The organism is Rariglobus hedericola (assembly GCF_007559335.1).
GTDB classification, from domain to species: domain Bacteria; phylum Verrucomicrobiota; class Verrucomicrobiia; order Opitutales; family Opitutaceae; genus Rariglobus; species Rariglobus hedericola.
Genome location: NZ_VMBG01000001.1, coordinates 47698 through 64498, shown reverse-complemented (window position 1 = coordinate 64498; position 16801 = coordinate 47698). Strand labels below are relative to the sequence as shown.

Below are 16801 nucleotides of genomic sequence, written 5' to 3'. Positions count from 1 at the left end.
CCACGACCGGCTGGTGCCGTCGGCGAATATCACCGCCTGCACGCCCGCCCCACTCGATCCATCCCTGCGACGCTCCTGCCAGCCAATCCAGTTTGTAACTTATTAAGTTACAAACTGGATTGGCCGATTCGCCCTCGCCTGGCACGACAGGCCAGCGTTTTCCTCAGCACAATCCGCTCGCTTTGCGCGCACGGCCGAGCACCTGACTGGCCGTTGCCCGCGCTCGCCCGGCGCCGTCCTGCAGGATCGCGTGAACGTGATCGAGGTTCGCCGCGAGTTCGGCGCGACGCGCGCGATAAGGCGCGAAGAAATTCCAGTAGTTCTCAAACAAGGCTTTCTTGAGATCACCGTAACCCAGCCCGCCGGCACGGAGGCGGTTCTCGTAATCGGCCGCCACTTCGGGAGTAGCCACGAGCTTCAAGAGCTGGATCGCGATGTTCTTTTCAGCGTCGGGCTTCGGTTCAGCCGGTGTGCGGCTGTCCATGAGGATGCCCATGATTTTTTTCCGCATGGCTTTCTCCTCTCCAAAAATGGGCAGTGTGTTGTCGTAGCTCTTGCTCATTTTCTGACCGTCGAGTCCGGGCACCACCGCCGTCTCGTCACGGATCTCCGACTCCGGCACCACAAAGGTTTCGCCATAGGTGTGATTGAACTTGATGGCGATATCGCGCGTCATCTCGACGTGCTGCTTTTGATCGCGACCGACCGGCACGAGATTGGAATCGTAGAGCAATATATCCGCCGCCATCAGCACCGGATAAGCAAAGAGACCAAAGTTTGGCGAGATGCCCTTGGCGGTTTTATCCTTATAACTGTGCGCACGCTCCAGCAGGCCCATCGGCGTGAGCGTGCCAATCATCCACATCAGTTCGCACACTTCGGGCACATCGCTCTGACGGAACAGCACGCTCTTCTGCGGATCGAGTCCGCAGGCCAGCCAGTCCAGCGCGACATCCAACGAATTCTGGCGACGCTGGGCGGCATCCGTCAGCGACGTCATCGAATGATAATCAGCGATGAAGTAGGTGCAGTCTCCGCGCGCCTGCAGGTCGACCGCGGGTTTGATCGCGCCAAAATAGTTGCCGATGTGAAGCTGCCCGGAGGGCTGGATGCCGGTGAGGATGCGCATTTCGAAAAAGGTAAAAGGTGCCGGTTGCGGACGGCCGTCGTCAATCTCTGCGGGGGATCTGCGTCACCGTGCCGCGGATGCGCGCGATGGTATTCGCCGGCAGGTAGCCACTGAATGCCGTGGTCGGCATGACGAGCGCACGCTTGCCCAGCACCGTGCCAGGATTGAGCACCGCGTTACAACCGACCTCGGCTTTGTCGCCAAGGATTGCGCCCAGCTTCCGTAGCCCCGTTTCAAACAGCCCCGAGGGAAATCTCACCGTGATCGGCTGCTGGTCGAGACGCAGGTTGGAAAGAATCACGCCCGCGCCCAAGTGCGCCCCATTCCCCAGGACGGAATCGCCCACGTAGTTGAAATGCGGCACCTGCACTCCATCGAGCAGCACGCAGTTTTTAAATTCGCAGGCATTGCCCAGCACACAGCCCTCCCCGACGATCACGTTGCCGCGAATAAACGCCCCAGGGCGAATCTCGGTTTTTGCGCCGATCCACGCCGGTCCGATGATCGTGGCATAGGCGGGCAGTTTCACCGAAGGATCGATCCAGACGGCACCCTCAATATGCACGCCGGGCGGAATAGCTCGCGGGGATGCCGCCGGCAGTCCGTCAAACGCCCGCGCGGTGATCTTGAGCCACTCCCAAGGAGCCACATCCGCACGAAAATGAGCAGCAAAAGGTGCGAGCGAAGGCGGCAGGGCAAAGAATTCAGCAGCAAGCATGTCCGGTGAGTGGACACAAAAAAGCGCCCGGTGTCATTACCGGACGCTTTCTTAAAATGGAGCAGGCGAAGAGACTCGAACTCTCGACGTCCACCTTGGCAAGGTGGTGCTCTACCAACTGAGCTACGCCTGCGTGAGAGAGGTGGAGAACAAGACCCGCACCTCTCTTCGTCAACTGCTTTTTTGAGGATTTTAACGGATGCTTAAAGAACCTCTAAATCGAAAATCATCTGGTTGCGCGCCTGAATGGGCAACGGCACCAGCTGCGCCCCCTCCCACAGCGGCACCGCTTCCTCGCTCAAGAGGTAACGCAATGTGGTCTGAAGTTGCTTGGCCGCGTCTTTGCGGAATACCAGATACACAGGGAGCCGCACGGGGTAATCACCCGAATGCAGATTCTCCGGCGTGGGGCCGAAAGCCACGTCCTGCGCACCACGCGCCACCAGCAACGTCTTCAAGCGTGTCTGGGTCGCCGGCATCAAGGGCAGAACTGCAATACCGCCCTCATCACCACGGATGCGTGTCAGCGTATTCGACAGGGTGGTCTGCACGCCCACCGTCGGCTTGAGCGAAGGCGCGGCGAGCACCGTGTAACGAAACAGATCATAAGTGATGCCACCGCCAGGGCCGGTGATGTTGGGCAGGATGTTTCGGTTGGCCCATTCTCCGGTCACACCGAGATCGCTCCAACGCTTCAGGCCGGACTGCGCATCATCGCCATAAATCGTGTTGAGTTGTCCGAACGTAATCTGACTGAGCGGCAGGGTCGCCGGCACCACGACCGCGAGTGTGTGATACGCCACCGGCAGCACCACATACGGAGCCTCGGGTGGTTTTTCGCCGGGCGAGAAAACCATGAGGCCCAAATCAGCACGGCCGGATTGCAACTGCTCCATGCCGGCACGACTGCCTTCGAGCGCTAGCTTGATCCCGAGATCATTGCGCTTCGAATAGGCCGCCAGTGCAGTCGTGAAATCTTTGCCGAGGAGGTCGGAGCCGACCAATCGCACCTCGGCGCGAGCCACCGTCAGAGAGAGAAAAGCAGCTAACAACAATGAGGTAAGACGCATGATGAAAAAGCTGATTCAGCAAACGTCACCCATCCGCTGAGGCAACCCCTAACGCCCGTTTCCCTGCCCTCGCGATGTCTACCGCATCCACCGCGGCGGACTAGCGTCTTCTAGCCATCGATCACATCGAGTTCGGGCCACTGGGTCAGCTTGCGGTGCAGCGTGCGACGGCTGATGCCCATCAATTGCGCAGCCTTGGTCCGATTGCCCCGCGCTTTGATCAAGGCTTCGCGCAACAAGCGCTTTTCGTTTTCCTCAATCGAAAGCGACGGACCTGCCGATGCCGACGCAACCTGCATTCCATTGCCCGAGGACGATGCCGAAGACGTATCGCCGGACGTCCCGCCCGAGGAGGGCAAGGCCAGTCGCTCACTGCGGAAACGCGGTTCCAGATCGTATTCGGTCAACTTGGCACCGCGATGCATCACGACCACATTTTCGGTAAAATTACGCAGCTCACGGATATTTCCCGGCCACGGATAGGCCTGCAGATAACGCAATGCCCCCGGCTCGATGGTCAGCGGCTGCAGATTATTTTCCTGTGCGAAGAAACGGATGTAATGCGCCAGCAGCAGCGGAATATCATCCGGGCGGTCGCGGAGCGGCGGTAGCGTGATGCGCACGACATTGAGGCGGAAATAAAGATCCTCGCGAAACTTCCCTTCGCGCACCATTTTTTCGAGATCGCGATTGGTTGCCGCGACCAGGCGCACATCGAGTTGGATCGGCTTCGACCCGCCGACGCGCTCGATCGCTTTCGTTTCGAGGAAGCGCAGCAGCTTCACCTGCGTCGAAGCGGAGATTTCACCGATTTCATCAAGAAAAAGCGTGCCGGTATCCGCAGCTTCAAAGCGCCCCACGCGTTTTTCCATAGCCCCGGTAAACGCGCCGCGCTCATGGCCGAAGATTTCACTCTCGAGCAAGTTTTCCGAAAGCGCCGCGCAATGAACCGCAATGAAAGGTGCGCGCGCCCGCGGACTCGCCTGATGAATCGCCTGCGCGATCAGCTCCTTGCCGGTGCCGGATTCACCATCGATCAAAATGGTGGCCTTCGAGGGCGCGACCAGGCGCACGCGGTCGATCACTTCCTTGAGTTTACCCGAGTGGCCGACGATGCCACCCACGTTGAATTTTTCGTCCAGACGCTCGTTGAGATGCTTCACTTCCACTTCGAGCGTGCGGGTTTTAAGCGCCCGTTGGATGAGCACTTCAAGGCGCTCAATATTCACGGGCTTGGTCAGGAAATCGACCGCGCCCCGCTTCATTGCTTCAACCGCCGAATCGATACTGCCGTAGGCGGTCATCATGATAACCGCGGGCTTGTTCGGAAGCGCCAGTGCCTTGTCGATGACCTTGAGGCCGGATTTTCCGGGCATGCGCAGGTCGGTGAGGACCACGTCAAACTCCTGGGCATCGAGTTGGTTGAACGCCTCCTCGGCATTCGCGGCTACGGAAACGTCATACTCCTCCTCGAGGGCCTGGCGAAGCCCGTCGCGGGTGTGTTTCTCGTCATCAACGATAAGGACACTCGAAAGCATGGGTTTATAAAACGCTCCGAAAAGCCGCCGGGTCAAGGCGCCGCATGCTTCTCGTTTCAGATCCCGTCTTCACTTAAATCTGCGAACGAAAAAGCCCGCAGATATGATCCAGCACCTTGATATAAAACGGGCGCGACTCGAATTCTTCACGCGTGACAGGCAGCGAACGCTTCAGGTCCTCCTCGAAAATCTCGCGGCTGCGCAGCGCCACGGCGCCGTCGAGGATGTTCACGTTGACCTCATCGTTGATGCCAAAAGAACGGTTGTCGAAATTCGTCGATCCAATCGTCGTGAAAAAATCATCCACCATCATCATTTTCGAATGAAACATCGCCGGCTGATAGGCGTGAATCTCGGCGCCCGCCGCGAGTAGTTTTCCCCAACGTGAACGCGAAGCCGCCCGACCGAATCGTGAATCGTTGATGCCCGGGACAATTACTTGAACACGCACGCCGCGCTCCCGCGCCGCCAGCAACATGTCCACCATGAGATCATCCGGCACGAAGTAGGCGTTGGCGATCTGGATGGAATGCCGCGCCGCCGCAATCGCCGCCAGATAGGAAATGCGTGCGTGCTCGGGCGCCTCGTTGGGACCGCTCTTGTAACACTGCACACGGGTTCCGCCCGTCGATGATGAATCAACCTCTGGAAAATAATCCGAGCCGAATAAAAGATGTGACGTCGTCTGGAGCCAGTTGGTCGCGAACACCGCCTGCATCTGCCGGACGACCGGCCCCTCGATGCGCACCTGCGTCTCCCGCCACACTTCCGGCGAATCGGCATTGCCGCCCCATTTGTCATCAATGCACATGCCGCCGGTGAATCCCACGCGCCCGTCGATCACGAGCAGTTTGCGATGGGTGTGATGATTGATGTTGGGCTTGATTTCATACCAGTGCTCGCGCCCGTAGATGAGCAGGTCCACACCGGCATCCAGCAATCGCTGCTGGTCTTCATCCTTCAGCTTGAGCGTGCCCATTCCATCGCAGAGCACCTTGACGCGAACACCGGCCCTCGCCCGCTCCGAAAGCGCTTCGATGAAACGATCACTGATTTCTCCCGACGCCCAGATATAGGTCTCCAGCGTGATGGTTTTGCGGGCCTCTCCGATGGCCTTCAACATTGCGGGGAAAAACACATCGCCATTGACCAGCAACTCGACGCGATTGCCGGTGGAGAAGTCCGCACCCAGCAACGGTCCTATCGATTCGGCAAACGCCGCACTGTTCACCGGCTCGGCGATATTAAAGCGGTCCGTCAACATCCGCGCCGACGTAAACCAAAAGAAAAATGACACCAAGGCGACGACTGCCAATATCGATATCCACCACACTCGGTGACGCGAAGCTTTCGCGCTCGGAGCAGGCCGCCGGCGCCATGCCTGAAACCGTTTCAGCAAACTGGATGATTGGCTCATTGGGGTTTGCCCGCGTGGTCAGCACCACGTTGCAGACAAGAGGTATCGCTTGCTGGACCCATTCACTTGAAGTCGGTTCCCGCAGTTTAAGCTCTACCGCCCGCACGTTACCAACCCCGTCTTTTGAGGTCTTTGCAGAATCCGGCAATTCGTGGTCGGCCCGATGAAGATGCGCGCCTTCAAGTTTAACTTATCGAAACGCCAATGGCTGATTGGTGGAACCGTGCTGCTTGCATTGGTTGGCGCCGCGCTGTGGCTGTTCCTGATCGATTTCGACTGGCTGGCGATCCCCCGCGCCATGGAAAAGCTCAACACTGGGGTAATTCTCACGCTCACCTCGATTCTGCCTCTGGTGGGCTTCCCCATCAGCATGGTTTATTTGCTCATCGGAGCACGCTTCGGCCCCTTGATCGGGCTGGGCATCGTCTCGGCAATAACCGCATTCCACCTGATCGGAACGCATTGGATCGCACGGAGTTTTTTGCGTGGACCGCTCGAGCGGTTTATCAAGCGCCGCTACCAACACATGCCCGAAGTCCCACCGGGTGAAAACGCCGCCGTCGCCTTGATGGTGATGCTCGCACCAGGCATCCCCTACTTTATCCGCAACTATGTGCTCGGTCTTTCCGGCATACCGTTGCGCATCTACTTCTGGATCGCGCTTCCCATTCACGTGCTGCGTTCGTATGTCGCGCTTTTCCTAGGAGATTTCGGCGGCGCTCCGTCCACCCGCGGACTGATTTTGCTCGGGGCAATCTACGGCACCAAAATCGCAATCTTCTCATGGGTCGCATGGCGCCTCAGGCTGCGACATAAACGGCTCGCGCTCACGCGAACTGCCGTCACGCAGGACGCTCCAGGCTAATATCTGTGCGCCTGCAGCACCCGCGCCGATACAGGAATAAATTTTTTGAATGGCGGAATGCGCACAGGTTTGCTGAAACTGTCGGCATGTCCATGCGTCACCCCGCGCCGGTCTTCTTCGTTACCCTTGGCCTGATTCTTTGCTCCTCGGTCTTCGCCCGCGTAGGTGAAACCCAAGAGGAATTCGAACGACGCCTCCTGCAGCCGTCCGTCGGAAAATTCGTGCCTCGCGAAAAAAATCCCGACCCGGCGAAGGAAGAGGAATTACTCCGCCAGCAGCCTTTCAACGACGTGCGTGCTCACTTCCCCGTCGGCACAAAAGAACGCAAATACTGGAAATCCGCCGTGCCCAACATGCTCAGCAGCGAGAACGGCTGGCGGCTACATGTGTTTTTCCAAGACAACTGCTCCGTGCTCGAGGCCTATCTACGCGTCGGTGACACCATCAACGAATTCGAAATACGGAATATCCTTCGCGCCAGCCAAGGCACCTCCGAATGGCGCAAAATCGAACCCGACACATTGGAAGCCAAGGCCTCCGCCATCGGTTGTGATTATCAACTGGCCGACGGATCCCTGCGCGCGCGTCTGGTCGGAAACTGGCTGATGGTTTACTCCGCCAAACTCGATTCTTACGTCAAAGAGCAGATCCGGCTGATCGAGGAAAATCGCGCCCGCAACATGGATGAACGCACCCGCAATCAGTTGCTCTCGGCTCCCGGCAGCACCGCCGGATTTTAATCAATCCACTGCGGCAGAGTTCGTCACTGCAGCATCCTGACGCGCCGGTTTTTCTTCGGAAACTGCAGCGTCACCACCGTCCCCAGCCCGGGATTACTTTCCACGCCTACTTGGCCACCGTGCTCACGCATGATGCGTTGCACGATCATGAGTCCGAGTCCGTGACCGCCTTGCTTCGTCGTATGATAGGGCTGGAACAATTTGACGAGATCCTCCTGCTTGATGCCGCTGCCGGTATCACCAAAAAGCAAATACACATTCTCGTCATCGCTCCGCGTCTTGATGCGCAACGAGCCTCCGGGACTCATCGCCTCCATGGCGTTTTTGATGATGTTGAAAAACACCTGTTTGATTTGGTTACGGTCCGCCATGACCGCCGGCAGATCATGCGAAATGATCGCATCGACCTTGATGCCACGGTCCGCCAGCTCGCGTTCCTGAAAACGCAGCACTTCCTCGATAACATCGGCAATGTTCACCTCGGCCAGATCCGGCGGACGCGGACGAATCGCTTCCAAGAAATTAGTCACGATGCCGTCGAGACGCAGCACTTCTTCCTGACAAATCCGGATGGACTCCGACAGCGCCGCCGTCTCCTTGTCGCGCGCCGCAGACTTCAGTTTTTTAAGTTTTCGTTCGATCAGCTGCAGATGAATCGTGAGCGAGTTGAGCGGATTCCCCAGTTCGTGGGCCACCCCCGCGGCAAGCAGTAGAATCGACGAGGTGCGCTCATCTTCGATACGTGCTTCGGTGCTCTGTTTGTCGCGGGTGATATCACTCAGGATCACCGCGAATCGTCGCTGCGCACCGCTGCCTTCATCCGCAAACGGCACCATATAAAGTCGCACCGTGCGACGCTCGGGATAAGTGAGCTCGATCTCACGCGCCATCACCGGAAGCGAGGCCGCCGCGTCATCAAGCGCCGTCTCCAGTGATGGACGTAAACCGGGCACCAATCGCCAGAGTATTTTCCCCGCCAGATCATCGCCCGCCAAACCGATGAGCCGGTGAGCGGCGGAATTGGCGTAGTCGATCTCCCCTTCGGCATCGATAACGAGCACGCCTTCCTGCAGGATGTTGAAGACGTTTTCAAACAGACTGCGTTCACGAGCGAGCCGCTGCACGAGATTCGCCAGGTTCGCCGGATCGAGCGAATCAAGACGCCCGAGAACGCGGTCCAAAGACGTGTTTTTTTTGCCGGCCATGAGTTGAACGATTAGATGCTTTCAGGCGGCTCCGCGAGAAAATCGATTTGGTCGGGATCGGTGCGTTTAGCGAGCAGCTTGCGCAAAAACATCTCACGGTGTTGCGAACACTTGCCCAGGCGCAGCACCGCGTCGCGATGCTCCTCGGTTCCGTAGCCTTTATGCTGTGCAAAACCGTAGCCGGGAAACGTGATGTCGAGATCGTTGAGCAGACGGTCCCTCGTGACCTTCGCAATGATCGACGCCATCGCGATGCACAAAGACCGCCCGTCGCCTCCAACGATGCCCGTGTGCGGATAAGGAAAATGCTTCAACGGAAGCCCATCCACGATGATGTGCGCGGATGCTCGCGGCTTGTAAGCGGCGATCTCTTCAGGCGGAGAAAATAAATCCGGCTCCTTGACGGGCGGTGCAAACGCATCGGGGCCATGAATGCCTTCCAACGCGCGTCGCATCGCCAGTTTCGTCGCGCCGAGAATGTTGAACTGTTCAATCTCCGTAACGTCGGCCACGCCGAAATTGGCGTGGATTTTCCCTTCGGCCATCAGTGTCTCGAATTCAAACCACAAGGCATCGCGCTCGGTGGCGTTGAGTTGTTTCGAATCGTTTATGCGGCGCGCATTTTCATCGGCCCAACGGCTGTCGAGAAACGCCGGCGTCACCAGCACTGCGCCCGCTACGACCGGCCCCGCCAACGCGCCGCGACCCGCCTCATCCACGCCGATCAGTTCGGCAAAGCCGTCGATGTGCTTGAGGTCAAACCCGCGAAGTTGGCGTCGTTTTCCGGCCATGCGTGGTCAGCGTGAAATCAATCGCGACCGAAACCGAAGCGTTCCTTCGGTTCAGGTAGAGGAAGTTCGTCGAGCTTGCCCGCCTCTTTCACCACCTCGTAAGCCGTGCGGAAATGCAGCTTCGCATAATCCTTCAGAGCGTGAACACCGAGGTTCTTGATGATATCGTGCGCCTGCGCCCTCACCAGCGGACCCGCGCCCTTCTGGAGTTTTTGGCCGAACTGTTTTGAGAGCTGGTTCATCTGCCGCACAAACTCGGCACGCGCCACGATCGACGCCGCGGCGACGACCGGATCGGACTCGGCCTTGGTGCGCATGCGCAGTTCAAAGTTTTCCACTTTCTTCTTCGCGAGTTCGCGCTGCACCAGCGGTTGCTCGGTGAACTGGTCGAGGAGCCCCCACTTCACCGGACTGATCGCGAGCGCCTGCGAAAGCGCCGTGGCGTGCTGCCAGGCAAGGAGCAGATTCAGGTTCGCGCGTGGGCGAGCCATAAGCTCGTTGTATTTCGGCATACCGCAGAAACAAACCTTCACCACGACACCCGGCGTGTTGCGGATGATATGGTCGAGTTCGAGAATCTTAGTCTCAGCCATTTTCTTCGAGTCTTGGGCACCGGCCTTGCGCCAGGCTTCGATCATCGACTTCTGACCGATCACGGTCGCGGCGATGAGCGGACCAAAAAAATCGCCCTTTCCGCTCTCATCGAGACCGGCGTGCGCCTCGAACCAATCAGGGTTGAGAATTTCGTCGTAGCCCAGTTTGGGAGCTTTGGTGACCTCGGGCTCGATCACATCACGCACGAAGTCCTCGGTGCCCTTGCCCGCGATAACGACCTTGCCGCTGGTGTAGGCGGTGACGTTCAGCTTCAGATGATCGGCCTTGAACGCGAAACGCGTGTAAGCGACCTCGGCAGGCATCCATTCGCGCTTCGTGCAGATGGCCCGCAGCGTTTCCATCTGGGTGTCATCCAGCTTGATGGTATAGCTGCTGAGTTTCTTGGGTTGGTCGGAGTCGTCGTCCGGCTTTTTGGGCATAAACCATTGGCCACAAAAAGCAGTGAAAGCACAAAAGGAATCTGCGCTGGCGTGCCCGTGAATTTTTGCGCCTGCTCAGCGCTTCGTGGCCCAATCTCCGCTCATCGCCCAAAAGACCGAGTTCCAGCGCGCCCTGCTCGCCTGGTATCGCGTGCATCAGCGCAAACTCCCGTGGCGCACCGCACCATCCCTCTACAAAACCGTGGTGAGCGAACTCATGCTGCAGCAGACGCAGGTGAAAACCGTGCTCCCTTATCTGGCGCGCTGGGTGGAGGTTTTCCCTAACTTCAAAGCCCTTGCCGCCGCCTCCGAAGAACAGGTCGTGAAAAACTGGGAAGGCCTCGGCTACTACACGCGTGCCCGCAACCTGCACAAACTCGCCAAGGCGCTCATCGCGCTCCCGGCGATTCCGGAAACCCGCGAAGCCTGGATGGAGCTGCCCGGTATCGGGCCTTACACGTCGGCCGCAATTACCAGCATCTCCTTCGGCACTCGTGCCGCCGTGGTGGACGGCAATGTCGTGCGCATCCTCACGCGCCTCACCGCCGATGCCACGCCGTTCCGCGATAGCGCTTCCGCATCGAAGGCACTCGCGCCGCTCGCCGACGCGCTCCTCAACCACGACGAACCCGGCGATCACAATCAGGCGATGATGGAACTCGGTGCGACCGTCTGCCATCGCAACAATCCGCTTTGCACGATCTGCCCCGTGCTCACGCTCTGCTCCGCCGGCCGCAACGGTGACCCCGAGTCATACCCGAAGCTCGCCGCCAAAGTCATTGAACAACGCTCCGTCTCCCGTGTGTGGTGCGTGCAAAAGGGCAAACTTCTCCTTCACCGCACCGCCGGTGATGCGCGACGTCTCGCCAACATGCACGAGCTGCCTGCCGCCGAACATCTCGGGCTCGACGAGTCCGCATTCGCCGGTCCGGACGCAAAACTCATCGCGAAGAAAAAACGCGGCATCACTCGTTTCGCCATCACGGAATCGATCTACGAACTACCGGCATCACGTTTGTCCAAAGACTCATTGAGCCGCACCGGACTGGTCTGGGTCGCCGTTGCCGAAATCGATACGCTCACGCTGTCCGGACCGCATAAACGCTGGGTGAGCGAACTCTTGCGCTCCTAACACTCCGAAAATTAATCCGCGCGCAGCGACGGGTTGCGGTGCGCGGTGAAGATAAACTCACGCACCAAACCGTGCTTCGATGAGCGCCTCGATGCGCTGTTTCGATTCAACAATATCCTCGGTTTTGACACGCGGACTGAGCTCCAGCGTGAGCAAATGCTCCGGGCGCCAGAAGCTGCTGATCATATTAAAATCAATACGACCGGCTCCGATCGGCTGGTGGTCTTTGCCGTCCGCGGTCACGTCGTGCAAATGGAAGCCCAGCAGACGCGGCGCGTTTTTCTCCAAGTGCAGGCGATGCTCCAGCATGCCCATGCTCTGCTTGATATCAGCGTGGCCGGTGTCGTGCCAGTAGCCCGCGGTGTGCGGCTGCGCGAGGCCTCCGATCAAAGAATCGAAGTCGTCGTCGAGCGGCAGCTCCTCGAATTTTTCGCGGTTTTCAAAACCGAGCTTCACGCCGCGCTCCACCGCGTAGCCGCGAACTTCCTCGATGCTGGCCTGCACCTGCTGCCAGTAAGGGCCCATCTTCAAACGGAGTTTCTCACAGCCTTTCTTCAACACGGCGCGGTAGGCCTTGTCGTCGGGCACGGTCACCGTGGGATTATTACGGACAAACGCCTTGAGCTTGCCCGCCGGGTTGAACCACAAAAATTTCACGCTACCCAAGTGCATCACCAGCACGCGTGACTTCATCTGCGCGGCAAAATCCAGCGAGCGTTTCGTGTGCCGCAACCACTGTTCATGCTCGCGATGATCTTTCACGGATGGCTCGAACAAGTTCGGCGCCGACTGCGTGATCCCCGTGGGCAACGGGCAGAAATTATGCGTTGAGCTGATCTTGATCACACCCTCCTCCACCGCACGAATCACGCCCGGCAAAAGCACGATGCGGATGCCGTGACTCAGCTCGGCATGCGTGAATCCCAGATCGGCGATCTCGCGCAACATCGCGTAGCCGTCGGTGTGACGGAACGAATTCCAACAGGTGGACAGGGCCAGTGACGGTTTCACCATGACACTACGATCAACTACGACGGACGGTTGTGCCTCGTTTATTCACCTACTCGCAAAAAAACCGCGCCTCCGAATAACTTCGGCCGACGCGGTCGTAAAAAACGAAGCGAACTCCGCGAGGAGCGGGTTATTGGGAGTGGCGATCGCGCAGCATCTGGGTGAAGGCCATGACCTTCACCTTGCGACGACGGCGCTCGGTGGGCTTCTCGTTGTAACGCTTGGCGCGCACGTCCTTGATGATGTTCTCGCGCTCGAGCTTCTTCTTCAGACGGCGCAGGGCGCGGTCAACCGGCTCGTTTTTGCGGATTTTGATTTCGATGGGCATGGTGAAAGTGATGTGAGTTTTGGCGGAAAAGCTAAGGAATGAGCCAAACGCCTCCCCCGTCGTCAATGGCTTTTTTGCCCCTCCCCACCCTTTGCACAGGTTTGTTCCAACTCTTGCTTGCGATGCCCGCTGAGCCCCGTTGCCTAGCCCTGTGTCGTCCGCCGCCTCAGACTTCGTCCACCTCCACGTCCACACCGACTACAGCCTCCTCGACGGAGCCTGCCGCATTGACCGGTTGATGCAGAAAGCGTGCGACATGGGCATGAAGGCCCTGGCCCTCACCGACCACGGCAACATGTTTGGTGCGATTGAGTTCTACAACGCCGCCAAGTCCAAAGGCATCAAGCCCCTAGTCGGTTGCGAGATCTACATCGTCGAAAGTTCCCGCCTCGAAAAAGCCGGTAAATCCGAGGACGGCAAAAGCTACTACCACATGGGGCTGCTGGCCAAAAACCTCACCGGCTACCAAAACCTTCTCAAGCTCGTCTCCGACGCCCACCTCAAAGGTTTTTACTACAAACCCCGCGCCGACCTCGAAACCCTCGCCAAATACGCCGACGGCCTGATCGGCTTCACCGGCTGCCTCGCCGCCGTCGTCCCGCAACACTTGCTCCACGACCGTTACGAAGAGGCCCGCCAGGCTTGCGGCCGTTTCGTCGCCATTTTCGGACGCGAAAACTTCTTCGTCGAGATCCAGGACCACGGCATCCCCGAGCAGCTGAAAATCATTCCCGACCTCCTCAAGCTCGCTGAGGAATTTAACCTCAAGGTCATCTGCACAAACGACGTTCACTACGTGAACCACTCCGACGCCGCCCCGCACGACGCCATGTTGTGCATCCAGACCGGCGCGAAGATCGAGGAGGAGAACCGCATGAAATTTACCGGTTCCCAGTTCTACCTCAAATCGCGCGATGAGATGCTGAAGCTCTTTGGCGAGCGCCCCGACTCGCTCGACAACACCAACCTCGTCGCCGACATGTGCGACCTCACTATTCCCTTCCCGAAGGGCTCCGAGCGTTACCCGCGTTATCCGCTCCCCGTCGAGGTTACCTCGCGCAAAGTCGCTCCCCTCGCCTACCTCGCCGAACTCTGCGCCGCCGGTCTCACTCAGCGCTACGGCTTTGACCCCGCCGAAGTCGCCACGCATCCCGTCGTCGCCGCCCGCCTCGCCCCGCTGCTCGCGCTCGCCCCCGGCCAGAAACCCACTCCGCCCGATTACACGCAGCTCACTGCGCACGAAGAACTCGTTCTTCGCCTCCACTACGAACTTTCCATCATCGGCCTCACCGGCTTCGTGGACTACTTCCTCGTCGTCTGGGATTTCATCAACTGGGCGCGCACCAAGGATATTCCGGTCGGCCCCGGCCGCGGTTCCGGTGCCGGCTGTCTCGTCGCCTACGTGCTCGGCATCACCAACCTCGACCCGCTCCGTTTCAAACTCCTCTTCGAGCGTTTCCTGAATCCCGAGCGCGTTTCCCCGCCCGACTTCGACATCGATTTCTGCATGCGCCGCCGCGTCGAGGTCATCGACTACGTCCGCCAGAAATACGGCAACGACTGCGTCGCCAACATCATCACCTACGGCACGCTCGGCGCGAAGGCGGTCATCCGCGACGTCTCCCGCGTCAACAACCTCCCCTACGCCGACGCCGACCGCCTCGCCAAGATGATCCCCGACGAGCTCGAGATGACCCTCGAAAAAGCCGTCGAGAAATCCGCCGAACTCCGCACCGAACTCGACCGCAACCCTGTCGCCAAAAAAATCTTCGAGTCCGCCCGCGTGCTCGAGGGCATGGTCCGCAACACCGGCAAACACGCCGCCGGCATCATCATCACCGACCGCCCGCTCGACGAATTTGTCCCGCTCACCTTGCAGGAAGGCGACGTCACCGTGCAGTTCGACATGAACGCCGTCGGCAAGCTCGGTCTGCTGAAGATGGACTTCCTCGGCCTCAAGACGCTCACCGTCATCGCCGACGCCGTCGCCAACATCCGCCGCTCCGCCAACCCCGATTTCGACATCGAGAAAATCTCCCTCGAAGACGCCAAAACCTTCGCCCTCCTCAACTCCGGCCGCACCACCGGCGTGTTCCAGCTGGAGTCCGGCGGCATGCAAAATCTCTGCCGCCAGATCAGCCTCTCCTCCGTGGACGAGATCGTCGCGTTGATCGCCCTCTACCGTCCCGGCCCGATGGAGTGGATACCCGACTACGTTAAAGGCAAAAAAGACCCGTCCACCGTCACCTATCCGCACCCGCTCCTCGAAGCCGTCTGTCAGGAAACCTACGGCATCATGGTTTACCAGGAGCAGGTCATGGAAGCCGCCAAGGTGATCGCCGGCTACACCCTCGGCGGCGCCGACATGCTTCGCCGCGCCATGGGTAAAAAAGACGCCGACGCCATGGCGAAAGAGCGCACCAAGTTCGTCGATGGTGCCCTCCGCGTGAACAACATCCCCGCCAAAACCGCCGACGCCATCTTCGACATTCTCAACAAATTCGCCGGCTACGGTTTCAACAAATCCCACTCCGCCGCCTACGCGATTCTCAGCTATCAAACCGGGTATTTGAAAGCCAACTACCCCGCTGAGTTCATGGCCGCCATGCTCAGCTCCGAACTGGGCAACTCCGAAAAGGTTTCCCACTTCGTCGCCGAGTGCGAAGCGATGGGCCTCCAGGTCCTCGGACCCGACGTCAACGAATCGCGCGACATGTTTGCCCCGGTTTTCCGGAAAGCCGAGGGAACAACGTCGACTCCCGCCTCCGCCGGAATCCGCTTCGGCATGGCCGGCATCAAGGGCGTCGGCGAAGGCGCCGCCGTCAAGGTCATCGAGGAACGCGAAAAAAACGGCCCCTTCGCCGACTTCGAAGACTTCGTCTCCCGCGTGGACGCCAAGGCCCTTAACAAACGCGTGCTGGAGCACCTTGTGAAAACCGGAGCCTTTGATTTCAGCGGCGCCTCCCGCAAAAAACTCTTCGACGGAATCGACTCCGCCCTTTCGACCGCCGCCGCCAACGCCCGCGACCGCGCCGCCGGCCAGAGCGGTTTCTTCGACATGCTCGCCGAGGAAACTCCCGTCGCCAAGAAGCCCGTCGTCCGCAACCGCGAGACTGACTCCGACGACGATTTCACCCAGGCCGAGCGCCTCCAGTTCGAAAAGGAACTCCTCGGCTTCTACGTCACCGGCCACCCGATGAACGCCTACATCGGACTCGCCGACGCCCTCGATACCTTCGCACCCGACGAACTCCTCAATCAAGGCGACCGCGTCGAATTCCGCCTCTGCGGACTCTCCAGCAACCTCGTTAAAAAACTCGCGAAGAAGGACAACCGTCCGTGGTTCATGTTCACGCTCGCGACTCGCAAAGCGTCGCTTCCTCTCAACATGTTTGCGGACGCCACCGCGAAGTGGGCGATGAACCTCGCTGAAAACGTCCCCGTCGTCATCCTCGGCAACATCATCGTCGGGCAAGAAGGTCCGCGCATCAACGTGAAGGAATGCCGCCCCCTCGAAGCCTACGTAATGGGCCACATCAAACGCGTGACCTGGCTCCTCCACCCCGCGCACCCCGAGCTCAACGACTTCCTCCGCACGCTCCGCCAAACCCTCGACAAATCCGTCGGCTCCACGCTCACGAGTCTCGGCTTTCTCTTCGAAGACCGCATCACCGCCTTCTCCGACGTCAGCGGCGCATTGGGCTGGAAACTCACGCCCGCCAAATTCCAAGAACTCCGCACGCACCCCTGCGTCGCCGGCGTCCAACTCGAAACCAAACACCTCGAAATCGCCGACGACCGCAAGTGGTCGAAGAAGTTCTAA

At 59.2% G+C, this 16801-nt stretch carries 15 protein-coding genes and 1 tRNA gene; 4 read left to right on the top strand and 12 right to left on the bottom strand.

The window, feature by feature from the left end:
* Positions 1-163 precede the first annotated feature (163 nt).
* From trpS to FPL22_RS17635, 7 genes are all read right to left on the bottom strand, one after another.
* Positions 164-1129 carry a tryptophan--tRNA ligase gene (trpS, locus tag FPL22_RS00295; protein ID WP_144228124.1) on the bottom strand — a complete coding sequence of 322 codons (966 nt, stop codon included), beginning with the start codon at positions 1127-1129 and terminating at the stop codon, positions 164-166.
* A 40-nt stretch (positions 1130-1169) separates the two neighbouring features.
* Positions 1170-1847: an acyltransferase gene (locus FPL22_RS00290; RefSeq protein ID WP_144228123.1), complete on the bottom strand. Its 678-nt coding sequence runs from the start codon at positions 1845-1847 to the stop codon at positions 1170-1172.
* 57 nt (positions 1848-1904) lie between these two features.
* Positions 1905-1980: transfer RNA gene (locus FPL22_RS00285), tRNA-Gly, on the bottom strand.
* A gap of 70 nt (positions 1981-2050) precedes the next feature.
* On the bottom strand, positions 2051-2917 hold the full coding sequence (locus FPL22_RS00280; RefSeq protein ID WP_144228122.1) for a PstS family phosphate ABC transporter substrate-binding protein: 867 nt from the start codon (positions 2915-2917) through the stop codon (positions 2051-2053).
* Positions 2918-3027: 110 nt separating this feature from the next.
* Positions 3028-4455, bottom strand: a complete 1428-nt coding sequence (locus FPL22_RS00275; RefSeq protein ID WP_144228121.1) for a sigma-54-dependent transcriptional regulator — start codon at positions 4453-4455, stop codon at positions 3028-3030.
* Positions 4456-4528: 73 nt separating this feature from the next.
* The gene (locus FPL22_RS00270) at positions 4529-5719 is read right to left on the bottom strand and encodes a phospholipase D-like domain-containing protein (RefSeq protein WP_162525141.1); all 1191 of its coding nucleotides are present in this window, start codon (positions 5717-5719) and stop codon (positions 4529-4531) included.
* A complete protein-coding gene (locus tag FPL22_RS17635; protein ID WP_162525140.1) occupies positions 5700-6020 on the bottom strand; it encodes a hypothetical protein in 321 nt (106 codons plus the stop codon). The genes FPL22_RS00270 and FPL22_RS17635 overlap by 20 nt, the downstream gene beginning before the upstream one ends.
* 15 nt (positions 6021-6035) lie before the next feature.
* Between FPL22_RS17635 and FPL22_RS00265 the strand changes: the two genes are divergently transcribed.
* Both FPL22_RS00265 and FPL22_RS00260 read left to right on the top strand, forming a co-directional pair.
* Positions 6036-6737 carry a TVP38/TMEM64 family protein gene (locus FPL22_RS00265; RefSeq protein ID WP_144228119.1) on the top strand — a complete coding sequence of 234 codons (702 nt, stop codon included), beginning with the start codon at positions 6036-6038 and terminating at the stop codon, positions 6735-6737.
* Positions 6738-6829: 92 nt separating this feature from the next.
* Entirely contained in the window at positions 6830-7477 is a 648-nt protein-coding gene (locus tag FPL22_RS00260) for a hypothetical protein (protein ID WP_162525139.1), read from the top strand.
* 23 nt (positions 7478-7500) lie between these two features.
* Here the strand turns inward: FPL22_RS00260 and FPL22_RS00255 are convergent, their stop codons facing one another.
* The 3 genes from FPL22_RS00255 to rnhC are packed head-to-tail and all read right to left on the bottom strand — an operon-like array spanning position 7501 to position 10507.
* A complete protein-coding gene (locus tag FPL22_RS00255) occupies positions 7501-8682 on the bottom strand; it encodes a two-component system sensor histidine kinase NtrB (RefSeq protein WP_144228117.1) in 1182 nt (393 codons plus the stop codon).
* An 11-nt stretch (positions 8683-8693) separates the two neighbouring features.
* A complete protein-coding gene (locus FPL22_RS00250; RefSeq protein WP_144228116.1) occupies positions 8694-9473 on the bottom strand; it encodes a ribonuclease HII in 780 nt (259 codons plus the stop codon).
* 17 nt (positions 9474-9490) lie between these two features.
* Positions 9491-10507: a ribonuclease HIII gene (gene rnhC / locus FPL22_RS00245; RefSeq protein ID WP_144228115.1), complete on the bottom strand. Its 1017-nt coding sequence runs from the start codon at positions 10505-10507 to the stop codon at positions 9491-9493.
* 85 nt (positions 10508-10592) lie between these two features.
* Between rnhC and FPL22_RS00240 the strand changes: the two genes are divergently transcribed.
* Positions 10593-11639 carry an A/G-specific adenine glycosylase gene (locus tag FPL22_RS00240; protein ID WP_144228114.1) on the top strand — a complete coding sequence of 349 codons (1047 nt, stop codon included), beginning with the start codon at positions 10593-10595 and terminating at the stop codon, positions 11637-11639.
* Between the two features lie 57 nt (positions 11640-11696).
* Here FPL22_RS00240 and FPL22_RS00235 read toward each other — a convergent pair whose 3' ends face one another.
* Positions 11697-12653, bottom strand: a complete 957-nt coding sequence (locus tag FPL22_RS00235; protein WP_238991265.1) for a sugar phosphate isomerase/epimerase family protein — start codon at positions 12651-12653, stop codon at positions 11697-11699.
* A gap of 127 nt (positions 12654-12780) precedes the next feature.
* Positions 12781-12978 (bottom strand): 30S ribosomal protein S21, encoded by a 198-nt coding sequence (rpsU, locus tag FPL22_RS00230; RefSeq protein ID WP_144228113.1) that lies wholly within the window; start codon positions 12976-12978, stop codon positions 12781-12783.
* A 151-nt stretch (positions 12979-13129) separates the two neighbouring features.
* Between rpsU and dnaE the strand changes: the two genes are divergently transcribed.
* Positions 13130-16801, top strand: a complete 3672-nt coding sequence (dnaE, locus tag FPL22_RS00225) for a DNA polymerase III subunit alpha (RefSeq protein ID WP_144228112.1) — start codon at positions 13130-13132, stop codon at positions 16799-16801.

Coding starts and splice junctions, on each gene's coding strand:
- FPL22_RS00260 (WP_162525139.1), top strand. CDS start 6,830: ATGCGTCACCCCGCGCCGGTCTTCTTCGTTACCCTTGGCCTGATTCTT.
- FPL22_RS00290 (WP_144228123.1), bottom strand. CDS start 1,847: ATGCTTGCTGCTGAATTCTTTGCCCTGCCGCCTTCGCTCGCACCTTTT.
- FPL22_RS00235 (WP_238991265.1), bottom strand. CDS start 12,653: ATGGTGAAACCGTCACTGGCCCTGTCCACCTGTTGGAATTCGTTCCGT.
- trpS (WP_144228124.1), bottom strand. CDS start 1,129: ATGCGCATCCTCACCGGCATCCAGCCCTCCGGGCAGCTTCACATCGGC.
- FPL22_RS00265 (WP_144228119.1), top strand. CDS start 6,036: ATGAAGATGCGCGCCTTCAAGTTTAACTTATCGAAACGCCAATGGCTG.
- FPL22_RS00280 (WP_144228122.1), bottom strand. CDS start 2,917: ATGCGTCTTACCTCATTGTTGTTAGCTGCTTTTCTCTCTCTGACGGTG.
- FPL22_RS00270 (WP_162525141.1), bottom strand. CDS start 5,719: ATGTTGACGGACCGCTTTAATATCGCCGAGCCGGTGAACAGTGCGGCG.
- rpsU (WP_144228113.1), bottom strand. CDS start 12,978: ATGCCCATCGAAATCAAAATCCGCAAAAACGAGCCGGTTGACCGCGCC.
- rnhC (WP_144228115.1), bottom strand. CDS start 10,507: ATGCCCAAAAAGCCGGACGACGACTCCGACCAACCCAAGAAACTCAGC.
- FPL22_RS00255 (WP_144228117.1), bottom strand. CDS start 8,682: ATGGCCGGCAAAAAAAACACGTCTTTGGACCGCGTTCTCGGGCGTCTT.
- FPL22_RS00275 (WP_144228121.1), bottom strand. CDS start 4,455: ATGCTTTCGAGTGTCCTTATCGTTGATGACGAGAAACACACCCGCGAC.
- FPL22_RS00250 (WP_144228116.1), bottom strand. CDS start 9,473: ATGGCCGGAAAACGACGCCAACTTCGCGGGTTTGACCTCAAGCACATC.